The following is a 22,243-nucleotide window of genomic DNA, read 5'->3' as shown; positions in this document are numbered from 1 at the left end:
TCACTTTTTAGGCATTTTTTTTTTGATGACGAAGTTTTAATTTGCTTTAGGCTCTTCTACTTTTTTCTTTTTATTGAATAAACCATTTAATAATTCAGCGGCTTTAGTTTTCACATCGTCTTTTGCAGTTGGTGTTGCAGTAGTATTGGCCGTAGTTGTATCAGCAGGTTTTTTGTTTTTATTTATAAAATCATTCAGTGCTGAAGTTCCTTGCTTTACTAATCTATCTTTTTGCTGATTCACTAGTTGTGTAGTAAGTTTTGTTACTGCGCTACTAATATCAGTTGAAATTTTTGGGTTTGTAAAGTTTCCTATTAAAGTGGCAGTAATTGGAATACTTTCTACTTTCGCAGCTTCAGCAGCAGATAATTTAGCAATCAAGGCATTTGCTTCTGATCCTAAATATTTTGCAGGAACATCAAATTTTATATTATAGTTCATGGATTGATCAAAACCATGCGTTCCGCCAATAGTTGCTTTTATATCTTGATATTTTACATCAAAAGGCTTCACGTTTACTTTTCCATCTTTGAAGGTAATTGCCGCTTTTAAGTCATTCAAATTGATTTTACTTACATCGATAAATTTAATGTTAGATGCTAGTGATGTTAGCAATGTAGAATTAGCAGAATTCACGGTTGTTGAAAGTAATTGCCCTAATAAATCACCTGTGATAGTTTTTAAATCAGGAGTGAATTCCGTCGCATTAAGATTTCCGTTTAATTTGATTGTCGAATTTAATTTTCCATTAACGATTCCCGCTATTGGCGCAATTTTTTTCAACATATCAAGCTGCGTGAAAGATTGCGCAATGTCTATTTGATTTAAATTTAAATTCATTTCAAAGACCGGAACTTTACCTTTAGTAGAAACAGCTCCATTAACTCCAATGGTTCCACCGAAGATAGATGTTTTTACGTTTTCCAAGGTTACTTTCTCATCTTTGACAATCAATTTTCCAGATACATCTCTCAGGGTTAAATTGTCATACAAAACAGTATTAGCATTTGCGGTAAGGGTACAATTTAAAAAAGATGGAATTTTCATAGCTTCAGCTTTCTTGCCTTCTGCTTTGGTTTCATCACCTTTGGTCATAAAATCGTCTACTGCTAGTTGCTTAGAATTCATAAAGAAGTTTCCTTTCAACTCTTGGTTTCTAAAAATAAAACCATAGAAATTTTCTAAAATTCCAGTCACATTTATATCACTTTTACCAGTTGTTGCGCTAAACTGTTTTAAGTTAACTTGACTCGGATTAAATTGTACTAACGCCGTACTGATATTCATGGTTTTTCCATTTTCATCAGCATAGTTAAATCCTGAAAGACTCATCGTTCCAGCATTGTTTATGTTTTGATACTGACTTTTCTCCACAGATTCCATATCAAACTTTGTTGTAACATCGGCTTTTAAAATTCCTGATAACGGTTTGTCTAATTTTACAGGATAAGCTTTTGTTACGTTTGCCAGGTTAATTGTGCCTTTTAATGCAGCATCAATAATTGCATTTTGTGTAATGTTACTAATTTTTGCTTTGGCATTAAATACATCTTGGTCAATCTGGAAAGAAAGCTTATCTAAGTTGACATAAGTATCGTTTAATATTCCAGTTTCATTTATTATTTTAGTGTCTATAACAATGTTTTGAACTGTTTTTGGTAAATCAGGATATTTAAATGAAGCATTTTTAGAAGCAATTTCGACATTGAATTTAGGAACGGTTGTAGCTGAATAAAGACCTTTTGCAAAACCAACAACTGTAAAATCTCCTGTAGTCTTAACATTATCTAAACTAGCAGAATAAGCTGCAGGAATTACCCCTAAGAAATTTTTGAAAGAGGAAGTTGGTGTCTTAAATTTTAAATCATATTCCTGTCCGTTTTCTACTAACTGAATAAATCCATCGAATGCTAATGGCAATTGATTGATAAGCGCTTTGTTTTCTTTGAAAGAATATTTGCTGTTTTGTAAATCAATTCCTAAAATAGCATCTAAAGTTAAAGCTACATTATTCATATAATTTACTTTATCGAGATCTAAGGAAATTTTTGCTGTAGATTTTGTTACTAAATCTAGTTTTTGAGCGGCAAAATCTCCTATTCCTTCGTGGTTTAAACTATCGATTTTCATTTTTATTTTAGATCCTTCATCAAAATAACGGAACTGAAAATTCTCAATTTTATAATTTTTTATTTTCAACACTAAAGGCTCGCTTTTAGTGTCGGCTTTGTTTTCTTTATTTTTTAAAGCAATATCATAATTACCAATACCATCTTTATTAAAGATGATATTGATTAATCCATTTTTAGTACTAATTCCATCTATTGCAATTGCTTCATTTTTATCTTTGAATAATTCTTTAATTGACATTTGTAAATTAACCTCGCCTAATGAAACTAAAGTGTCACCTTCAAAAGGAGGTTTATTAATGATGACCAAGGAATCGAGCGTAACATTTGCGCTTGGGAAGCTTTTTATTAAACTTAAATCCACATCAGAAAAACTAACCTTCGCATCTACTTTTTCATTTATAGCATCAGCAATTTTTGCTTTTATTTGATCCTCAAAAAAATATGGGATTGTAAATAAAGCAATTAAGAACAGGATTATTAGGGCTCCAATAACTTTTAAAATTGTTTTTAGCATGATTTGGTTTTCTTTAGATTTTAAGATTCAGCAAAAATGATGGCTACTTCAATGCAAAAATAAGCATTATAGTTTAGCGATTTTCATCACTTTTAACATTTAGCCTTGTAGCTTTTTTTCTACTCGTTATTATTTAAAATAAAAGTCCGTTTAAATTTAGATTTAAACGGACTTTATAATTTTATCGTTAACTAGTTTATCTTTAACTCAAAAGGCATTACTGCTTGAATTCCTGTCCGTGTTTGCAATTTTTTAATTTCTTGCATAATACGATAATTCTCCTCGCCAATCTCCTCTTTTATAAATGATTCTTTAGATTTTGCAAAAGGTAAGTTTGCGAATAAATCATCAAAATTCTTTTCGTACTCTGGATAGTTTTGAGTGCTAAACTTTTTAATTTTTGCTAATGAAGCTGCTTGAGCAATAGCATCATTAAGTCCGCCAATTTTATCAACTAGTCCTATTTTTAAAGCTTCAGATCCAGTCCACACTCTTCCTTGTGCGATGGCATCTACTTGCTCAAATGTCATTTTTCTTCCTTCAGCAACGTGAGTAACAAATGTTTTGTAAATGTGCTCGACACCTTCTAATGTTACTGCTTTGAATTTTTCGTCAATAGGTATAAATGGACTGTAGTTTGCTGCATTCTCATGCGTTTTTACTTGTTCAGTGTGAATTCCTATTCTAGTTGCTAGTGGAGTGAAGTTAGGCAAAACTCCAAAAACTCCTATCGAACCTGTAATTGTATTTGCTTCAGCAAAAATAGTATTGGCATTACAAGCAATATAATAGCCACCTGATGCGGCATAATTACCCATTGATACAACTATTGGTTTTACTTTTTTAGTCAGCTCAATTTCTCTCCAAATCAAATCAGATGTTAATGCGCTTCCTCCAGGACTGTCGATACGAAGTACAATCGCTTTTACGTTTTTGTTTTTTCTAGCTTTTTGCAAAGAGCGACGCATTGATCCTTCACCAATCACAGTAACATCTCCTTCACCGCTCATAATTTCTCCTTGAGCATAAATAATTGCAATTTCATCTTTACTTCCCGAAGATTGCGAAGTAGTAAGCACTTTTTGAGCATAATCAGTTACAGAGACTTTGTTGTAATCTTCGTCAGTAGCGACTTTTAGTGCTTTTCTAATCGCATTGTGATACACATCTTCATAAGCTACAATATCTACCAACTTAGCTGTTTTTGCCATTTCTGGCGTTCGTGCTAATAATCCATTTGCAATTACATTCAATTGCTCAATCGACACATTTCTACTTTTAGAAATATCTTTCACAATGGAGTTCCAAACTGAAGTTAATAGCGCAGTCGTTTGTTCTCTATTGGCTTCGCTCATCTCATTTTCAAGAAATGGTTCAACCGCACTTTTATATTTACCATGACGAATAACTTCCATTTTTAATCCTGATTTTTCTTGGAAATCCTTGAAGAACATGATTTCAGCTGAAAGCCCTTTGAAATCCATATCACCTACAGGATTGATATAAATTGTATTCGCAACTGAGTTTAAGTAATATTCTTTTTGAGAGTAAGAATTAGAATAAGCCATCACAAATTTGCCCGACTTCTTAAAATCTTCAAGTGCGTCTCTTACAGCTTTGCTTTGAGCCATTCCTAAAGAAGAATTATCATTTAAAATTGATATTCCTTTGATGTCGTCATCTGTTTTTGCATTTTCAATTGAATTAATAATATCAGTTAATCCTATCTTTTTGCCGTCAGAAAAAATAGTTACCCATGGATCTTTATATTTTCCTGCGTAGTCATTTTTGATTTTGCTTAAATTTAATTCGATTACCGAGTTGCTTTTTACAGTTACCGTCTCAGATTCACCGCCAAAAACAGCTCCAATCAATAGTATTCCGAAAAAGAACAACATAAAGAAAACAAAAATACCAATGATGGTAGCCAATACATTTCCTAAAAATTTCATATTTATATTTTTTTAATAAGTCTGCCACCCTTTCAATTCGTTACAAATTTAAGAGATAAAAATCTAAAATTAGTTATTAACACTCTTTATAAAGATACTTCTATTCTAAAATTGTTTTAGTTAATTTGCGTTTAATATGAAATCACAACATCAGGTAATTTTATCGCTAGGAAGTAATCAAGGTAATCGTCTAGAAATCATTGAGAACTGTATAGCGTTAATCCATCAAGAAATAGGAACTGTTATAAAAGTATCCCAGTTATATGAAAGTCCTTCTTGGGGTTTTGATAGTGATGCTTTTTATAATTGTGCTATTCTAATCCACACTACAAGCAGTGCGCAAAAAGTTTTGTCACAGGCTTTAAAAGTGGAAAAAAAATTAGGCAGAATTAGAGGTGCGGCTTCAGGATACCAATCTAGAATTATTGATATTGATTTAATAGCATTTGATGATGAAATAATAGAATCAGATAAACTCCAAATTCCGCATCCTTTAATGCAGAATAGGAATTTTGTATTATTACCTATTTTAGATTTAAAATTAGATTGGAAACATCCAGTATTTAAAAAAACGATTAAAGAATTATTAGATGCTTCTCCAGATGAAAGTGTTTGTAAAGTGGTGCAAAATTTAAGTAGTCCACTAGCAAATCTTGCTCTGGAACAATTTAATTATGTCGCTTTTGAAGGTAATATTGGTGCTGGTAAAACTACGTTAGCCACTAAAATTGCAGAAGATTTTAATGCTAAAACTGTTTTAGAGCGTTTTGCAGATAATCCTTTTCTACCCAAATTTTATAAAGACCAAAATCGCTATGCATTTCCTCTCGAAATGTCATTTCTAGCCGATCGATACCAACAATTGTCGGATGATTTAGCGCAGTTTGATTTGTTTAAAGATTTTATCGTAGCCGATTATCATATTTTTAAATCTTTGATATTCGCTAAAATCACTTTGGCAGATGATGAGTATAGATTATATCGAAATCTATTTGATATTATCTACAAAGAAATGCCAAAACCCGATTTATATATTTACTTGTATCAAAATTCAGAGCGTTTGCTGCAAAATATTAAAAAAAGAGGAAGAAGCTACGAACAAGAAATTCCTGCAGATTATCTTGACAAAATCAATAGTGGTTACTTAGATTATATAAAATCACAAACCGATTTAAATGTTTTGATTATCGATGTTTCTGATAGAGATTTTGTAAAAAATCAAGAAGATTATCTTTTCATCTTAAGCGAAATTCAGAATAAAATAAATAATGTATCAATATAAAAATTACACCTGAATTTAGCTTTGCGATTTCTAATTCTAATTAACATTGAAGTGCAGTGTAAACGAGAATCAGCTCGAATTTATGTAATCTTGTTGAATTTTATTGAAAGCGATTAAAGATTTTTCGATTCTAGTGAATAGTTTTCGAAAGTTATCGTTTCTATGAATTAAGAAATAAACAATCTAATTATCCAATTGCTTTACCTTTACAAATAAATCCCAAACTACAATTCCTGCACTTACAGATATATTTAAGGAATGTTTAGTTCCTAACTGAGGAATTTCAATACAACCGTCACAAATTGCAACAGCGTCTTGCGAAACTCCGTATACTTCATTTCCAAAAACTAATGCGTACTTTTTTTCTTTTTCAACTTTGAAATCATCAAGAAATACAGCACTTTCAACTTGTTCGATAGCAAGTGTAGTAACATTGTCTTTTTTAAGTCTTTCGATAACTTCAATAACGCTTTCGCAATGTTCCCAAGTTACAGTTTCAGTAGCTCCAAGCGCTGTTTTATGAATTTCTTTATTTGGAGGCGTAGCAGTGATGCCACATAAGTATATTTTTTCGATCAAAAATGCATCAGCAGTTCTAAAAACAGAACCAATATTGTGCAAGCTGCGGATATCATCTAAAACTAAAATAATGGGTGTTTTTTCAGATTGTTTAAAATCTTCAACTGATTTTCTATCCAGTTCGCTATTTTCAAGTTTTCTCATAATTGGGGAGTATTCAAAAAAAAAGCTTCCTAAATTAATGGAAGCTTTTTTTTAATATTTATTTTAATTAGCTTTTTGAACCGTCGATAGCTAAAACATTTCCTTTAATCGTAAGTACTTTTGTAGGTACAACTGCATTAGTTGTCAAAGTAATAGTTTTAGAGAAAGGCTGACCTGCTCTTGATGTATCGTATTTTACTCCAATCACTCCTTTTGCTCCTGGAGCGATAGGCGCTCTTGGATAAGTAGGAACAGTACAACCACATGAACCTTGTGCATTAGTAATAATTAATGGTTTGTTACCATTGTTTGTAAAAACAAACTCACGGTTACCATCAGAGTTGTAAGCAACAGTACCATAATCAATAGTCTCACTAGCGAAAACCATTCCTGCACCGTTTACTTTTGTAGTTGTAACTACAGTAGTTTTAGCTTTTACTTTCTTAACAGCTTTTGAGCTTTCTTGCGCGTGAGAAGCCGTCACTCCTACAACTAATAATAATGCTAATGTAATTATCTTTTTCATTTTATTTGTTTTTTAATTGGTTTGACAAATTTAAAGAAAAAATCATGCCAATGCCATAATTTAATCTTAAAAAGCGTTAATTTTTTCTGTAACCGCGATAATTGGCTATAAATCTATAAATTCGCTGATAGATTTTTTTTCATTCATTTTAAAGACAAAATACATTGGCATCTAAAGATAAACCGGTTAAGGAAACTCCATTAATGAAGCAGTATAATGAGATCAAAAGGAAATATCCCGATGCATGCTTACTGTTTCGTGTGGGTGATTTCTATGAAACTTTTGGTGATGACGCTGTTCGAGCATCAAAGATTTTAGGAATTACTTTGACTAAAAGAGGTGCAGGTTCAGAAGGTGAAACTGCGCTTGCTGGTTTTCCGCATCATTCCATAAATACGTATTTGCCTAAACTTGTTAAAGCTGGACTCCGAGTTGCTATTTGCGATCAATTAGAAGATCCAAAAATGACAAAGACAATCGTTAAACGGGGCGTTACTGAATTAGTAACTCCTGGTGTTTCGATGAATGATGAGGTTTTACAATCCAAAACAAATAATTTTCTTGCCGCAATATTTTTTGCTAATAAATCTATTGGAATATCGTTTCTAGATGTATCAACAGGAGAGTTTTTAACTGCTCAGGGAAATGCAGAATATATTGATAAGCTTTTGCAGAATTTTAATCCGAGTGAAGTCTTAATTCCCAAAAACAGTAAAAATGATTTTAAAGAAGCTTTCGGAGAAGACTATCATACTTTTTATTTAGAAGATTGGATTTATAAGGAAGACTATGCTTTTGAAACGTTGACGAGACATTTCCAAACTGTTTCATTGAAAGGTTTTGGGGTCGAAGAATTAAAAGAGGGAATTATTTCTGCTGGAGCAATTTTATATTACCTCTCAGAAACGCAGCATAATAAAGTCCAACATATTACTTCAATTCAGCGAATCGCTGAAGACGCTTATGTTTGGATGGATCGCTTTACTATTCGAAATTTAGAATTGTATCATAGTTACAATCCAAACGCAGTCACTCTTCTTGATGTTATTGACAAAACGCTTTCGCCAATGGGTGGGAGATTATTAAAAAGATGGTTAGCATTACCATTGAAAGATAGTAATAAGATAAAAAGTAGACACGAGGTCGTTTCTTATTTAAAAGAGAATCAATCGGTTTTGAAAAATATTCAAAATCAAATTAAGCAAATTTCAGATCTAGAACGATTAATTTCAAAAATCGCAGCGGGAAAAGTTTCACCACGTGAAGTGGTCTACTTAAAAGAGTCGCTGGATGCGATTATTCCAATAAAAAACTTGGCTTTACAAAGTCCGCAAGAAGCAGTAAAAGTAATTGGAGACAATTTGCATAGTTGTGAATTGTTGCGTGAAAAAATTAAAACAGTCTTGAATCAAGATGCTCCTATAGCTGTTTCTAAAGGAAATGCAATTGCTAAAGGCGTGAATGCTGAATTAGATGATTTACGTGCAATTTCAACATCGGGAAAAGAGTTCTTAGATGGAATTGAAAAAAGAGAATCTCAAGCAACAGGAATTTCCTCTTTAAAAATTTCCTTCAATAACGTTTTTGGTTATTATATCGAAGTTCGAAACATGCACAAGGACAAAGTTCCCACAGAATGGATTAGAAAACAAACTTTAGTTAATGCGGAGCGCTACATAACAGAGGAATTAAAGGAATATGAAACAAAAATTTTAGGAGCTGAAGAGAAAATACATAAGATAGAAGCAGAGTTATTTGAGCAATTAGTCAATTGGATTGCTACTTACATTAAACCAGTTCAAATGAATGCTAATTTGGTTGCACAGCTAGACTGCTTATGTTCATTCACTCAGTTAGCAATCGAGAATAAATACGTTTGCCCAGATTTAGACGAAACTTTCGAATTAGAAATAAAAAACGGAAGACATCCTGTTATCGAAAAGCAATTGCCTGTAGGAACGCCATATATTGCTAATGATGTTTTTTTAGATAGAGAAACGCAACAGCTAATTATGATTACAGGTCCCAACATGTCTGGTAAGTCGGCTATTTTGCGTCAAACAGCATTAATCGTGCTCTTAGCTCAAATGGGAAGTTTTGTTCCTGCAGAGAGTGTTAGAATGGGCGTTGTTGATAAAATCTTCACTAGAGTAGGAGCTTCAGATAATATTTCGATGGGCGAATCTACTTTTATGGTCGAAATGAATGAAACGGCTTCAATTTTGAACAACATTTCTGATCGCAGTTTAGTACTGCTAGACGAAATTGGTAGAGGAACGAGCACTTATGATGGGATTTCGATTGCATGGGCAATTGCAGAGTTCTTGCATGAACATCCTTCAAGGCCTAAAACCTTATTTGCTACGCATTATCACGAATTAAATGAGATGAGTGAATCATTGCCTAGAATCCAAAATTATAACGTGGCCGTGAAGGAATTAAAAGATACTGTTTTATTTGTTCGAAAATTAATAAAAGGAGGAAGTGCGCATAGTTTTGGGATACACGTTGCTAAGATGGCGGGAATGCCGCAAATAGTAATATTGAAAGCACAGAAACTTTTAAAGAAATTAGAGAAAAATCATTCTAGCGATGCGTTAAACGGAATCAAGGTCGCAAAGGACGAAATGCAAATGAGTTTCTTTAATCTAGATGACCCGTTGCTGGAAGAAATCAAGGAAGAGATTTTAGATCTCGATATAAATACGATTACACCCATGGAAGCATTGATGAAACTCAATGAAATTAAAAGAATGCTGGTTAGATGAAAATTTTATTGTTTTTAAATAATGGGTTATCAGAACGTTAACTTTTTTATTGAATTTTTTTGCAAAAAAGGCTTGTGTAACTCAATAAAAGTCTTAAATTTGCATCCGCAATACAGAACAAGTATCGCGGTTCGCCAAGTCGAACTGAAAATGCGAAAATAGCTCAGTTGGTAGAGCGCGACCTTGCCAAGGTCGAGGTCGCGGGTTCGAGCCCCGTTTTTCGCTCCACACCACATAATGCTCGGATGGTGAAATTGGTAGACACGCTGGACTTAAAATCCAGTGAACAGCAATGTTCGTGCGGGTTCAAGTCCCGCTCTGAGTACTAGAAAAGCTTCAAACTATGTTTGGAGCTTTTTTTATATATTAAATTTCGATCCAAAACATATTTTTTAATTTCAGCGGTAGAGCTTTAAATTTTACTTAAATAGCTTCAAACTGCGTTTGGAGTTTTTTTATGTTTTGAATCGATTATTTAGAATAGTAGTAATATTGGAGATCAATTGTGAAATACTTTAGTTTGGAATAAATATTTCAAATAGAAGTTTTGTGTCATTGTGAGTAGTGGATTCGAAGTCAACTCTGAAAACGAGAATCAGTATTATTTCTAAAATTATCGGAATGTTGATTTAAAAAAAATTTTCTTTTTGTTGAAAAGCAGTTGCTTTTTTTATTTGAACTTGATTTTGTGATTAATTTTTGTTTTAAGTATGGGAGCTTTTGTAATTAGTAAAAGATATAATGACGAATATAAATTTGTGTTCACTTCGAGGAAAGGTAAAGTTGTGTTCACGAGTTTAAGTTACGAGCTAAAGTTTGAATGCGAAGAAGATATTGAAAGGTTTAAAATTCAGATAGAAACGGCAGAGTTTCTAAAATTCAAATCGTCAGCTGGAAAGTTCTTCTTTAAATTGATGCTAGGCGGGCAGATTTTCGCAACAAGTAGAAAGTATACCACAGCATTGCGTTTGCAGAAAGGAATCGATGAAATCGTACGATACGGAGGTGTGTCTGAGATATTGGACTTCTCTGGGAATGATTTTGTTTTTCTTGATTAGATAAATCTAATAGTATTAAAAAAAGAGAGTGTCCTGAAGTTTCAGAACACTCTCTTTTTTTGTTTCGAGCCTCTTATTTTTAAAAAAATAAAACGCTAGAATAAAAAAAAGCCACCTGCATAGCGGATGGCTTCATTTTTTTTGTAATTTAAAAATTACTTAACTTCTGGAGTTACAGCAGTAGTGTCAGTAACAGTCATAACTGAATCAGTAACAACAGCAACAGTGTCAGTAATTACAGCAGTAGTGTCTACAGTCATAGTGTCTTCAGCGTTAGCGTCAGCTTTTTTACATGATACAACAGTTAATACAGCAACAGCAGCTAAACTTAAAAATACTTTTTTCATCTTAATTTATTATAAAAGGTTAATTATTAATTCGTGGCAAAGATATAAATTTTTTAATATGTAAATTATTTTTTTATTTATTTTTTTAAAAATTATATTTTCTCTCCACGCCAAAGCAAATAGCAATTATTATGCCAGTTGAAAACAAAGGTTAAATAGTATCAACTTTGATTAATTTAACCTTTAATTGATTTTATTTTTTTCTTAAGACCTTCTTCTTTAATGGTTTAGTCTGTTTTGGGTGAACTAACTTTAATTCGCTAATTAAGTTTTGAGCACCTGCATATTTATCCATAATGAATAACACATAACGTATATCAACCATTATATTTCTGCAAATACTAGGGTCATAATAGATATCACTCATTGTTCCTTCCCAAACTCGGTCAAAATTAAGTCCAATTAAGTTTCCATGCGCGTCAATTGCAGGACTTCCTGAATTACCTCCAGTAGTGTGATTTGTACCAATAAAGTTAACTGGCATTTTTCCGTTTTCGCTGTATGGACCGTAATCTTTTTTATTATATAGATCAACTAATTTTGCTGGAATATCAAATTCGTAATCTCCAGGAACATATTTCTCCATTACACCTTCTAAGTAGGTAACTGGTTGATAGAAAGTAGCGTCTTTAGGTTCGTACCCTTTAACTTTTCCATAGGTTACTCTTAATGTGCTGTTAGCATCTGGGAAAATACGACTATCAGAGTTTAACTCTAATTGCGCTTTCATGTACGTACGCTGTAATGCTGTAATGTTCATGTTGATTTCATCATACTTTGGGGCAATCTCTTTAGTATACTTATCAGATAATTCTTTTACAAGTATAAAAGCAGGATCAGCATTCAAGTTTGCAATAACCGTCTTTGCATCACCAGAAAGTAATTTTTTCAAACTTTCGTAATCTTTGAGTTTTGATTTGCCGTAAACTTCTGACGCTAAGTTTTTAGCATTTACATTTACTAAACCTTTTGGTAAAAACTGTTTAGATGATTTCGTGGCATATAAATCTATCAGTTGTTCAAAAACCTTTTCATCTACTGATGCGTTGAAGTTTTTGTAAAAATCAGCTAAACTAGTTACTAGGTTTGCTTTTCTATCGTTAAATGCTTGTTCTCCTCTAGAATTGTAAACCTGTTCTAACTGATACAATTTAAAACCAGTGCTAAGCATTTCTGTATTGCGTTGTACTGTTTCAGCGAAGTATTCCTTTGCAACTGCATAGGGAGCTATTTCAGTATAGTTTTTTTCGAAATCAGCTAATAGTGTTCCGTACTCTTTTTGCTTACCTGCTTTAACTACCTTTTCCTGAAAAGCTTTTTCCGCTTCTCTTTTTACAGCTACTGCGTTTGATTTTTTTAATCCTTGTGTTTCACCAATCCATTTTTTCCAATAGTTAGCAATACTTGCATATTTTGACGCGTACTGAATTTTGATCGCATTATCTTTTCTCATAAATCCATCAGCAACCTTCAATGCTCTATCTCTGATTTCGATTTTTGCTGGATTTAATTCGTTTACGATTTGCTCAATGGCAACAGCTGGTAAATACTCATTAGTTTTTCCTGGGTATCCGAATACTAGAGTGAAATCATCTTCCGCTACACCGTCAAGTGAAATTGGTAAAAAGTGTTTTGGCGTGTACGGCACATTATCTTTCGAATATTTAGCTGGACGATTATTTTTATCAGCGTAAATTCTAAATAAAGAAAAATCTCCTGTATGACGTGGCCAAACCCAGTTGTCAGTATCAGAACCAAATTTTCCAATAGATGTTGGTGGCGCACCTACTAAACGAACATCTGTAAATGTTTCCGTAACGAAAAGCATGTATTGATTTCCTTCAAAGAAAGTACGGATTTTATTTTCTTGCCAGTTTTCCTTTGGTAAAGAATTACTTAATGAAGAAATGTTTTCTTGAATTTTTTTCTGCTTATCAGCTTCATTTGTAAGTGATGCAGTTCCGTTTAAAACTGATGTAGTTACATCTTCTATTTTTACAATAAAAGTTACAGTCAAGTTATCGTTTGGTAATTCATCTTCCATTTTATAAGCCCAAAAACCATCAGCTAAGTAATTATTTTTAACTGTAGAATGTGATTGAATTTGAGAGTAACCACAGTGGTGGTTTGTTAAAATCAAACCTTTTGGCGAAATCACTTCAGAAGTACAACCTCCGTTAAAATGTGGAACAGCATCTTTAATGCTTGAATTATTCACATCATAAATCTCTTTCACAGACATTTTCATGCCTAGATTTTTCATTTCTGTTTCATTCATTCCTTTCAATAAAGAAGGAATCCACATACCACCTTGCTGGGCTTGCGTCTGAATAACAAATAATAATAGGAATAGTTTTAAAAATTTCATGTTTATTTATTTAGTTTGCAATTTTATTTGATTTTGTGGGCCATTAATTTCCGATTGTGCATTTCAAAACCGCTTGCAATATACAATTTTTGTGCATTTTGATTGTGGTTTTCGATCTCTAAGTAGATTAATTTTAAGGATAGTTTTTTACTTTCTTCTAAAACAAATGCTACGGTTTGACTTCCAATTCCTTTTCCTCTAGCTTTTTCTGACAGATATAATTCATCTAAAAATGCAATTGTGCCTTGATATTCAAAACTGAATATAAATGCTAGAATTACATAGCCTACCACTTCATTATCAGAAAAAATAAGCCAAGCTTTACCAAGTTTTTCATCAGAAATAAATTCTTGAAACAGCCTTTTAGATATTTCAGTGTCAATAGGATAATTATCTATTGCATAAAATTGTTCCATCATGTTAACTATTGTTTCAATCTCAGAAACTACTAATGGCTTAAATTGTATCATTCAAAATATTTTTTAAAATTACAGCAGTTGCTCCTTTATTCATTTGCACAAAAGTTTCGCAAATATGTCCTTTTTCATTCCTAATATCTTCATTTCTAATCAAATTTGAAAAAGCCTCGTTTAATTCAGTTGCGTTTTTTATAACTGTGCAGCCTTCCATATTGACTAATGCGGTTGCTTCCGCAAAATGGGAGTAGTTAGGTCCAATAACAATGGGAACGCCAAAAGTGGCTGGTTCTAATAAATTATGAACCCCTGGATTTCCAAAACCACCACCTACATAAGCGATATCAGCATAGCTGTATATTTTAGTTAAAATGCCGACAGTGTCAATAATAAAGACATCAAAATCAGCTAGATTTTTCCCTTCTTTTTCGGAGAACAAAACTGTTTTCTTATTCATACTTTCTTTTAAATTTTTGATCTGCTCTTCTTTAATATTGTGTGGCGCAATAATAAATTTAGTACTTAATGGATTTGAATTAATGAAATCTATTAAAATATTTTCATCTTTTGGCCAAGAACTACCCACAACAATTGTAAGCTTATTGTTTTTAAATTGAGCAATAAAATCTAGAGAATTATCTTTTTCTAAAATGGTTGCAACGCGATCAAATCGAGTATCACCAGATACTGAAACATTCGTTTTTCCTAATTGATGTAATAGCTTTTTTGAATTTTCATTCTGAACAAAAAAGTAGGTAAAAGTATTTAGTGCTTCTCTATAAAAACCGCCATACCATTTGAAAAACAACTGATTTTTTCTAAGAATTCCTGAAATCAAGTAAGTTTTAATTTCTTGTTTTTTAAGTTCAGCGAGGTAATTAGGCCAATATTCATATTTAATTATAAATACTAATTCTGGATGTGTTAATCTCAAAAATTCCTGCGCATTTTTCTTTGTGTCTAATGGTAGATAAACGGTAACGTCAGCGACTGTATTGTTTTTACGTACTTCGTAGCCCGAAGGTGAGAAAAAAGTAAGTACGATTTTATGAAAAGGAAACTGTTTTTTGATTGCTTCGATAACAGGCAAACCTTGTTCGTATTCTCCAAGAGAAGCCGCGTGAAACCAAATAGTTTTATCGGTCGATTTTATTTTTTGTTCTAATGTGGTGAAAACATCTTTCCGACCTTCGATAAAAAGTTTCATTTTCGAGCTAAAAAGAGCTGCGATTTTTAGTAAAAAACCAGCAAATTGAACTACTAAATTATAGAGAAAAAGCATCTTTTTGTATTTTTGGCTAAAATACGTTTTCTTTATTTTAATTACTTCCAAAGAAATGTTTAAATTCAAATTGATCTCATTCAACGCTATTATTTTATAACAATGCTATTTTTTTAATATACGTTCATTGGTTTGAACTCATTAAATAACTATTTTTGTTAATCGTTTTAAGAAAAGGTTTTTTGCGATTAAAAACTTTAAGCTTTTGACCTTTAAACAAAAGAAATCAATGAAGAAAATCCAGATGGTTGACTTGAAAAGTCAATATGATAAAATAAAAGAAACCGTTAATCTTTCTATTCAGGAAGTTTTAGAAACTAATACTTATATCAACGGACCTCAAGTACATCATTTCCAGAAATCATTAGAAGATTATTTGGATGTTAAGCATGTAATTCCATGCGCAAATGGAACCGATGCTTTGCAAATTGCGATGATGGGTCTGGATTTGCAACCGGGTGATGAGGTAATTACTGCCGATTTTACATTTGCGGCAACAGTTGAAGTTATTGCATTGCTGCAGTTAACACCAGTTTTAGTGGATGTTGACCAAGTTAATATGAATATTTCTATAGAGGGAATTAGAAAAGCAATTACTCCAAAAACAAAAGCTATTGTACCAGTTCATTTATTTGGTCGTGCCGCTAACATGGAAGCAATTATGGCTATTGCCAAAGAGTTTGATTTATATGTAATCGAAGATAATGCGCAAGCAATTGGTGCTAACTGTAGGTTCTCTGATGGTTCAAAAAAGAAAGCTGGAACAATAGGTCATGTTGGTGCAACTTCATTTTTCCCATCAAAAAACTTAGGATGTTATGGAGATGGAGGAGCAATTTTTACAAATGATGATGCATTAGCTCATAAATTACGTGGAATTGTAAACCACGGAATGTACGAACGCTATCATCATGATGTGGTAGGTGTGAATTCTCGTTTAGATAGTATTCAGGCAGCTGTTTTGAACGCTAAACTACCGTTGTTAGATGAATATAATAAAGCACGTCAAAATGCGGCTAGAAAGTATTCCGCGGCATTTGAAGGTCATAAAAATATCATTTCGCCAACGATTTGTGATATTTGTGATTGTCACGTTTTTCATCAATATACATTACGTATTATTGCAGCAGACAGAAATGGATTGATGCAACATTTATTAGACAAAGGAATTCCTTGTGCTATTTATTACCCAATTCCGTTGCACTCTCAAAAAGCATATAAAGATAGTAGATACAAGGAGGAAGATTTTCCAATTACTAATCAATTGGTGAAAGAAGTACTTTCTTTACCTATGCACACTGAATTAGATGATGAACAAATTAAATATATTACAGATAGCGTTTTAGAATTTTTAAAATAATTATTTGTAAACAAAAAACAGCAGAAAAAGATGAAAGTTTTAGTAACAGGAGGTTTAGGTTTTATTGGTTCTCATACCGTAGTTGAATTGCAAAACGAAGGTTTTGAGGTTATCATAGTAGATAATTTATCAAATACTTCGTTAAGTGTTTTAGATGGAATTAAAAAGATAACTGGTAAAACTCCAGCTTACGAAAACATTGATTTACGTGAAAAAGAGAAAGTCCAGGATTTTTTCAAAAGACATACCGATATTTCAGGAGTCATTCATTTTGCAGCTTCAAAAGCGGTAGGTGAAAGTGTAGAGGATCCATTGTTGTATTATGAAAATAATATTAGTGCGCTAATCTATGTTTTACAGCAATTGCAGCAAAAACCTGACGCTAATTTCATTTTTAGTTCTTCTTGTACGGTTTACGGTCAAGCCGAAAAAATGCCAATTACTGAAGATGCAGAATTACAGCAAGCGATTTCTCCCTATGGAAATACAAAAGCTGTAGGTGAAGAAATAATAGCTGATACTGCCAAAGTGACTAATATAAATGCAATTTTATTGCGTTACTTTAATCCTATTGGTTCACATCCATCAGCTGAAATAGGGGAGTTACCGATAGGAGTTCCTCAAAACTTAGTTCCTTTTATTACTCAAACAGGTTTTGGACTGCGAAAAGAGTTAGCAGTTTATGGAGATGATTATCCTACTCCTGATGGGACAGCTGTTCGTGATTATATTCACGTAGTAGATTTGGCGAAAGCCCACGTAATAGCATTACAACGTTTGTTAAATAAAAAGAATATTGCTAAAGTAGAAACTTTCAATTTAGGAACTGGTACAGGAAGTTCTGTATTAGAAGTTATAAATAGTTTCGAAAAAGTAAGCGGTAAAAAATTGCCTTACAAAATTGTCGGCCGTAGAGAAGGAGATATTACCTCGGCTTACGCCAATACGGACAAGGCAAATAATGTTCTTGGTTGGAAAGCACAATCTACTCTTGAGGAAGCGATGGCAAGCGCTTGGAAATGGGAACAAAAGATTAGAAGTTAAAAAATAGCTATTATTTTTAATGAGAATCCCAAAGTATCAAAATGATAGTTTGGGATTTTTTTATGTAAATTTGTTTGACTACGACATTAGTTATGAGTGATGTAAAATTAAATTCAAACAATGCTGAAGAACCAATTACAGCTTACAAAACCAATTCAAAGCAGAAGGGCATTGGAGAAAATTTTGATTTTGATAAGGAGTTCGAAAAAGGCTTAACGGCAGAAGAGGTAAAAGCTGAAATGCATCAAAAAATAAAGTCATGGAATTGGGGAAAGTAATTTTGCCAGTTTTTTTAAATAGTCAATTTGAGGAAGCAAATGATTTATAAAACAAAAATCCTCATAAAAATTTATTTATGAGGATTTTGTAATTCTAATTAGACTTACTATTGATCACTAATTTTATGCATTTGCAGTCGCAGCTTCTTTGTCAATTTTTCCAATTAATCCAGCTAATACTTTACCAGGTCCAACTTCAGTAAATAAAGTAGCTCCATCAGCGATCATTTGCTGTACAGATTGTGTCCATTTTACTGGTGCAGTCAATTGAATAATCAAGTTTTTCTTAATCTCTTCTGGCGATGAAACTGCAGTAGCAGTTACATTTTGATATACTGGACACGTAGGAGTTGAAAAAGTAGTTGCTTCAATCGCTGCCGCTAATTCCTCTCGTGCTGGTTCCATCATAGGCGAGTGGAATGCGCCGCCTACAGGTAATAACAAAGCTCTTTTTGCTCCAGCTTCTTTCATAGCTTCACACGCTTTTTCAACTGCTGAGGTTTCTCCAGAAATAACTAATTGTCCAGGACAGTTGTAGTTTGCTGCTACTACAACGCCATCAATAGAAGCGCAAACTTCTTCTACGATATTATCTGCTAATCCTAAAACCGCTGCCATAGTCGAAGGTTTGATTTCGCACGCTTTTTGCATTGCTAAAGCTCTTTGAGAAACTAATTTTAGACCATCCTCAAATGATAAAGCGCCGTTAGCAACTAATGCTGAAAACTCTCCTAAAGAGTGACCTGCTACCATTTCTGGTTTGAAATCTTCTAATGTTTTTGCTAAGATCACAGAGTGCAAAAAAACTGCTGGTTGCGTGACTTTAGTCTCTTTCAATTCTTCTGCAGTTCCTTCAAACATAATATCTGTGATGCGGAAACCTAATATTTCGTTTGCTTTCTCAAACAATTCTTTTGCTAAAGGTGAATTTTCATATAAGTCTTTGCCCATTCCTGTAAACTGTGCTCCTTGACCTGGAAATACGTATGCTTTCATAATTGCTTTTTTATCGTTTAAAAATTCATTTCGTTAATAACGAACCAAGTGCAAAAATACTATTTTTTACTGTATTTAAAACAATGGTTTTCGTATGCGATTTAGATGTAAAAATCTTAAAAAAAGATATGCTATCGTTGTAATTGCTTAGATTTTATGGGCTCCTTTGTAACATATATTAGATTTATCTACTAATTAAGTATAAAAATAAAGTTATGAAGAAAATAGTTTCAATTTTAGTGCTTGTTATTTTAGGCTTTGTATTGTTTTACATCAATTTACCAGTAATTAACTACGGTTTTACGGGTTTTGCTTTTATCTTATTAATCTTAGTTTTTGTAGCAATAGTTTTTTCAGCTGGGATAACGGTATCAGAAAAAACAAAGCAAGTAAAACTTGCTGCACTGCCAAGCAAGATTTTGTATGTTTTAGTTGCGGTACTTTTAGCATATATAATATTGCTTCCTCTTGTTACTAGTACAAAAATGTTACGAACTGATTCGTTTAAAAATTTAATTGGCAAGGTTGAAGATGGCCAGAAAATCACCAATCACATTGCGCCAATTTCTATTGATAAAATTAGAGTTGTCGACGAAAAATTAGCATATCTATTAGGTGAAAAGATATTGGGATCACAACCGGCTTTAGGAAGCCAAGTGGAATTAGGTGAATTTTGTATTCAAAAAGTTGGTACAGAATTGTATTGGGTTGCACCTTTACTGCATTCAGGACTTTTGAAATGGTTTAACAATAAAGATGGAACGGATGGATATGTAATGGTATCTGCAACTAATGAGCGTGATGTAAAACTTGTCCAGAACGTTGGTGGCAAACCTGTAAAAATTAAATACCAACCCGGAGCTTATTTTGGAAGTGAATTGCATCGTCATGTTTACTTTAATGGAAATGCAACTGCTGGCTTAACCGACTTTAGTTTTGAGATTGATGATGCTGGAAATCCATTTTGGGTGATCACTAAGTATGCTAAAAAAATTGGTTTTGCGGGAAAAGATGCTACGGGAGTTATTGTAGTTGATGCACAATCAGGTGCTATTAATGAGTATTCAATTGCTAAAACACCGCAATGGGTGGACAGAATCCAACCTTTAGATTTTATTGAAAATCAATTGAATTATTGGGGAAAATATGTTCATGGATATTGGAACTTTTCTAATGCTGATAAACTACAAACAACTGAAGGTCTAACTTTAGTTTATGGAAAAGATAATAAATCGTATTGGTATACCGGACTCACTTCGGTAGGGAAAGATGAATCTGCAGTTGGTTTTGTTTTAGTAGATACTAGAACAAAACAAGCCACATTTTACAAACAAAGTGGTGCGACTGAATATGCTGCTCAAAGCTCAGCAGAAGGAAAAGTTCAGGAAAAAGGATATAAGGCGTCGTTGCCTATTCCTTATAACATAAACAACATTCCTGCCTATGTGATGACGTTGAAAGATGACGGAGGATTAGTAAAAATGTTTGCGATGGTTGATATTTCTGATTATACGATTGTTGGAGTAGGAAACACCATGCGTGAAACGCTTACTGCTTTTAAAAACGTCTATAATATGGCGGATAATAAGATAAACCCGAATAGCGTTTCTAATAAAAAGACGGTAAAATCAATTGTCACTAGAATTCAAAATGACGTCAAAAACGGTAATAGCTTCTACTATTTTAAAGTAAAAGATTATCCTAATATATTCGTGGGTTCTTCTCAGATCTCAAATCAGTTGCCGGTAACAATAATTGGGGACAGTATATCGGTTTCTTTCGATTTAGATTTAGAAGAGGTCATTGATATTTCAACTTTTGAAAATCTCAATCTAAGAGATAGTCTAAAAACTAAGTAATAAAAAATGGCTTACAGATTATTGAGGGCACTGAAAAAGTCTTTCTAATAAATTGACACATAAAAAGGAGTAGATATCTATGGATTTCTACTCCTTTTTTCTTATATTTAAGTCTAATTATAAGTGTTTTTTTTAGATGTTAGTACAACAACAAACAATACAATTCAGCGAGTATTCTTCGTTGTATGATTTAATAGTTCCAAAAGAAAATTTATTAAGAAAAATCAATGATTTGATTGATTTTTCTTTTATTTACGATGAGTTGTTAAATAAGTACTGTACCAATAATGGGCGAATGGCAGAAAGTCCCGTTCGTATGTTCAAGTATTTATTACTAAAAACAATTTACACTGTTTCCGATATTGATGTCGTGGAGCGTTCTCAATACGATATGTCCTTTAAATATTTTTTGGATATGAATCCAGAAGACGATGTTATCAATGCGAGTTCGTTAACAAAATTTAGAAAATTACGTCTAAAGGATACCGACCTATTAAATCTATTGATAAACAAAACAGTCACCATTGCTATCGAAAAAGGTATTATTCGTTCTAAGTCTATCATCGTTGATGCCACACATACTTTATCAAGATCCAATCCATTTTTAGCCATCGATGTATTGAGAGAGCGTTCCAAGCTACTGCGAAAAACAGTATACAGCTTTGAGCAGGAATTCAAAGAACATATGCCTGAAAAAAATACCGACAATGACTTAGAAAAGGAACTAGCTTATTGTAAAGAGTTGGAAAAACGCATTGAAAATGAGCCGTCAATAAGTTCGATTCCAGCTGTGAAAGAGAAATTAAATCTACTCATAGAAACTGTAGAAGACACTCAAGAAAATTTTAACTTATCAAAAGATACAGATGCTAAAACGGGTCATAAATCCGCTGATAGTTCTTTCTTTGGATATAAGACTCACTTAGCTATGACCGAGGAGCGCATCATTACAGCGGCTGTAGTTACATCAGGTGAAAAAGGAGATGGACCAGAATTACCTAGACTTTTAGCGATTAGTCAAAAAAACGGAATCGATGTTGATACTATTATTGGGGATGGAGCTTATACAGGAAAAGAAAATCTCAAACTCACAAGGGAGCAAAATATTAAAGTGGTAGCCAGACTAAATGTTACTATAGCACAAGGAGCTAGAAAAGATGAAGATAAATTTGACTATAATAAAGATGCCGATAGATTTGTTTGCCCTGCTGGTCATATGGCCATACGAAAGGCTCGCCAAGGTAAAAAAAATGTTGGAACCAATCAAATACAAACCTACTATTTTGATGTGGAAAAATGTAAGACCTGCTCTTTAAAAGAGGGTTGTTATAAAGAAGG

17 protein-coding genes and 2 tRNA genes are annotated in these 22,243 nt (G+C 32.8%); 10 read left to right on the top strand and 9 right to left on the bottom strand.

Annotation, left to right across the window (positions count from 1 at the left end; translation table 11 throughout):
- Positions 1-36: 36 nt before the first annotated feature.
- Together RCH19_RS09570 and sppA are read right to left on the bottom strand one after the other, a co-directional pair.
- On the bottom strand, positions 37-2,646 hold the full coding sequence (locus RCH19_RS09570) for an AsmA-like C-terminal region-containing protein (protein ID WP_343023024.1): 2,610 nt from the start codon (positions 2,644-2,646) through the stop codon (positions 37-39).
- A gap of 191 nt (positions 2,647-2,837) precedes the next feature.
- Positions 2,838-4,598, bottom strand: coding sequence for a signal peptide peptidase SppA (sppA, locus tag RCH19_RS09565; RefSeq protein ID WP_343023023.1), 1,761 nt, complete (start codon positions 4,596-4,598; stop codon positions 2,838-2,840).
- A 136-nt stretch (positions 4,599-4,734) separates the two neighbouring features.
- On the opposite strand from sppA, the gene folK reads away from it, so the two are divergent.
- Complete coding sequence (gene folK, locus RCH19_RS09560) at positions 4,735-5,880, top strand: 2-amino-4-hydroxy-6-hydroxymethyldihydropteridine diphosphokinase (RefSeq protein ID WP_343023022.1); 1,146 nt, start codon at positions 4,735-4,737, stop codon at positions 5,878-5,880.
- A gap of 183 nt (positions 5,881-6,063) precedes the next feature.
- On the opposite strand, the gene RCH19_RS09555 is transcribed toward folK, so the two are convergent.
- Positions 6,064-6,603 (bottom strand): RNA methyltransferase, encoded by a 540-nt coding sequence (locus RCH19_RS09555; protein ID WP_343023021.1) that lies wholly within the window; start codon positions 6,601-6,603, stop codon positions 6,064-6,066.
- A gap of 67 nt (positions 6,604-6,670) precedes the next feature.
- Entirely contained in the window at positions 6,671-7,129 is a 459-nt protein-coding gene (locus RCH19_RS09550; RefSeq protein ID WP_121924013.1) for a DUF1573 domain-containing protein, read from the bottom strand.
- Between the two features lie 164 nt (positions 7,130-7,293).
- Between RCH19_RS09550 and mutS the strand changes: the two genes are divergently transcribed.
- From mutS to RCH19_RS09530, 4 genes are all read left to right on the top strand, one after another.
- On the top strand, positions 7,294-9,897 hold the full coding sequence (gene mutS, locus RCH19_RS09545; RefSeq protein WP_343023020.1) for a DNA mismatch repair protein MutS: 2,604 nt from the start codon (positions 7,294-7,296) through the stop codon (positions 9,895-9,897).
- Positions 9,898-10,049: 152 nt separating this feature from the next.
- Positions 10,050-10,125, top strand: a tRNA-Gly gene (locus RCH19_RS09540).
- An 11-nt stretch (positions 10,126-10,136) separates the two neighbouring features.
- Positions 10,137-10,222, top strand: a tRNA-Leu gene (locus RCH19_RS09535).
- A gap of 385 nt (positions 10,223-10,607) precedes the next feature.
- Positions 10,608-10,955 carry a DUF1508 domain-containing protein gene (locus RCH19_RS09530; protein ID WP_121924014.1) on the top strand — a complete coding sequence of 116 codons (348 nt, stop codon included), beginning with the start codon at positions 10,608-10,610 and terminating at the stop codon, positions 10,953-10,955.
- 155 nt (positions 10,956-11,110) lie between these two features.
- On the opposite strand, the gene RCH19_RS09525 is transcribed toward RCH19_RS09530, so the two are convergent.
- The 4 genes from RCH19_RS09525 to RCH19_RS09510 form a co-directional block, all read right to left on the bottom strand.
- Positions 11,111-11,302, bottom strand: a complete 192-nt coding sequence (locus RCH19_RS09525) for a hypothetical protein (RefSeq protein WP_121924015.1) — start codon at positions 11,300-11,302, stop codon at positions 11,111-11,113.
- 193 nt (positions 11,303-11,495) lie between these two features.
- On the bottom strand, positions 11,496-13,670 hold the full coding sequence (locus RCH19_RS09520; protein WP_121924016.1) for a S46 family peptidase: 2,175 nt from the start codon (positions 13,668-13,670) through the stop codon (positions 11,496-11,498).
- A gap of 23 nt (positions 13,671-13,693) precedes the next feature.
- Positions 13,694-14,140 carry a GNAT family N-acetyltransferase gene (locus RCH19_RS09515; RefSeq protein WP_343023019.1) on the bottom strand — a complete coding sequence of 149 codons (447 nt, stop codon included), beginning with the start codon at positions 14,138-14,140 and terminating at the stop codon, positions 13,694-13,696.
- Positions 14,127-15,368: a glycosyltransferase N-terminal domain-containing protein gene (locus tag RCH19_RS09510; RefSeq protein ID WP_343023018.1), complete on the bottom strand. Its 1,242-nt coding sequence runs from the start codon at positions 15,366-15,368 to the stop codon at positions 14,127-14,129. The genes RCH19_RS09515 and RCH19_RS09510 overlap by 14 nt, the downstream gene beginning before the upstream one ends.
- Before the next feature lie 229 nt (positions 15,369-15,597).
- Between RCH19_RS09510 and RCH19_RS09505 the strand changes: the two genes are divergently transcribed.
- From RCH19_RS09505 to RCH19_RS09495, 3 genes are all read left to right on the top strand, one after another.
- Positions 15,598-16,728 carry a DegT/DnrJ/EryC1/StrS family aminotransferase gene (locus RCH19_RS09505; protein ID WP_343023017.1) on the top strand — a complete coding sequence of 377 codons (1,131 nt, stop codon included), beginning with the start codon at positions 15,598-15,600 and terminating at the stop codon, positions 16,726-16,728.
- Positions 16,729-16,758: 30 nt separating this feature from the next.
- Positions 16,759-17,772 carry a UDP-glucose 4-epimerase GalE gene (gene galE, locus RCH19_RS09500; RefSeq protein ID WP_343023016.1) on the top strand — a complete coding sequence of 338 codons (1,014 nt, stop codon included), beginning with the start codon at positions 16,759-16,761 and terminating at the stop codon, positions 17,770-17,772.
- A 74-nt stretch (positions 17,773-17,846) separates the two neighbouring features.
- On the top strand, positions 17,847-18,050 hold the full coding sequence (locus tag RCH19_RS09495; RefSeq protein WP_343023015.1) for a hypothetical protein: 204 nt from the start codon (positions 17,847-17,849) through the stop codon (positions 18,048-18,050).
- Between the two features lie 123 nt (positions 18,051-18,173).
- Here RCH19_RS09495 and fabD read toward each other — a convergent pair whose 3' ends face one another.
- A complete protein-coding gene (fabD, locus tag RCH19_RS09490; RefSeq protein WP_343023014.1) occupies positions 18,174-19,046 on the bottom strand; it encodes an ACP S-malonyltransferase in 873 nt (290 codons plus the stop codon).
- A gap of 215 nt (positions 19,047-19,261) precedes the next feature.
- On the opposite strand from fabD, the gene RCH19_RS09485 reads away from it, so the two are divergent.
- Positions 19,262-20,905, top strand: a complete 1,644-nt coding sequence (locus RCH19_RS09485) for a hypothetical protein (RefSeq protein ID WP_343023013.1) — start codon at positions 19,262-19,264, stop codon at positions 20,903-20,905.
- Positions 20,906-21,041: 136 nt separating this feature from the next.
- Positions 21,042-22,243, top strand: a 1,202-nt coding sequence (locus RCH19_RS09480) for an IS1182 family transposase (RefSeq protein ID WP_343023012.1), incomplete at its 3' end; no start/stop codon positions are given.

The organism is Flavobacterium sp. PL12 (assembly GCF_039123485.1).
Lineage (GTDB): Bacteria > Bacteroidota > Bacteroidia > Flavobacteriales > Flavobacteriaceae > Flavobacterium > Flavobacterium weaverense.
This window is presented reverse-complemented; position numbering and strand designations above follow the sequence as displayed.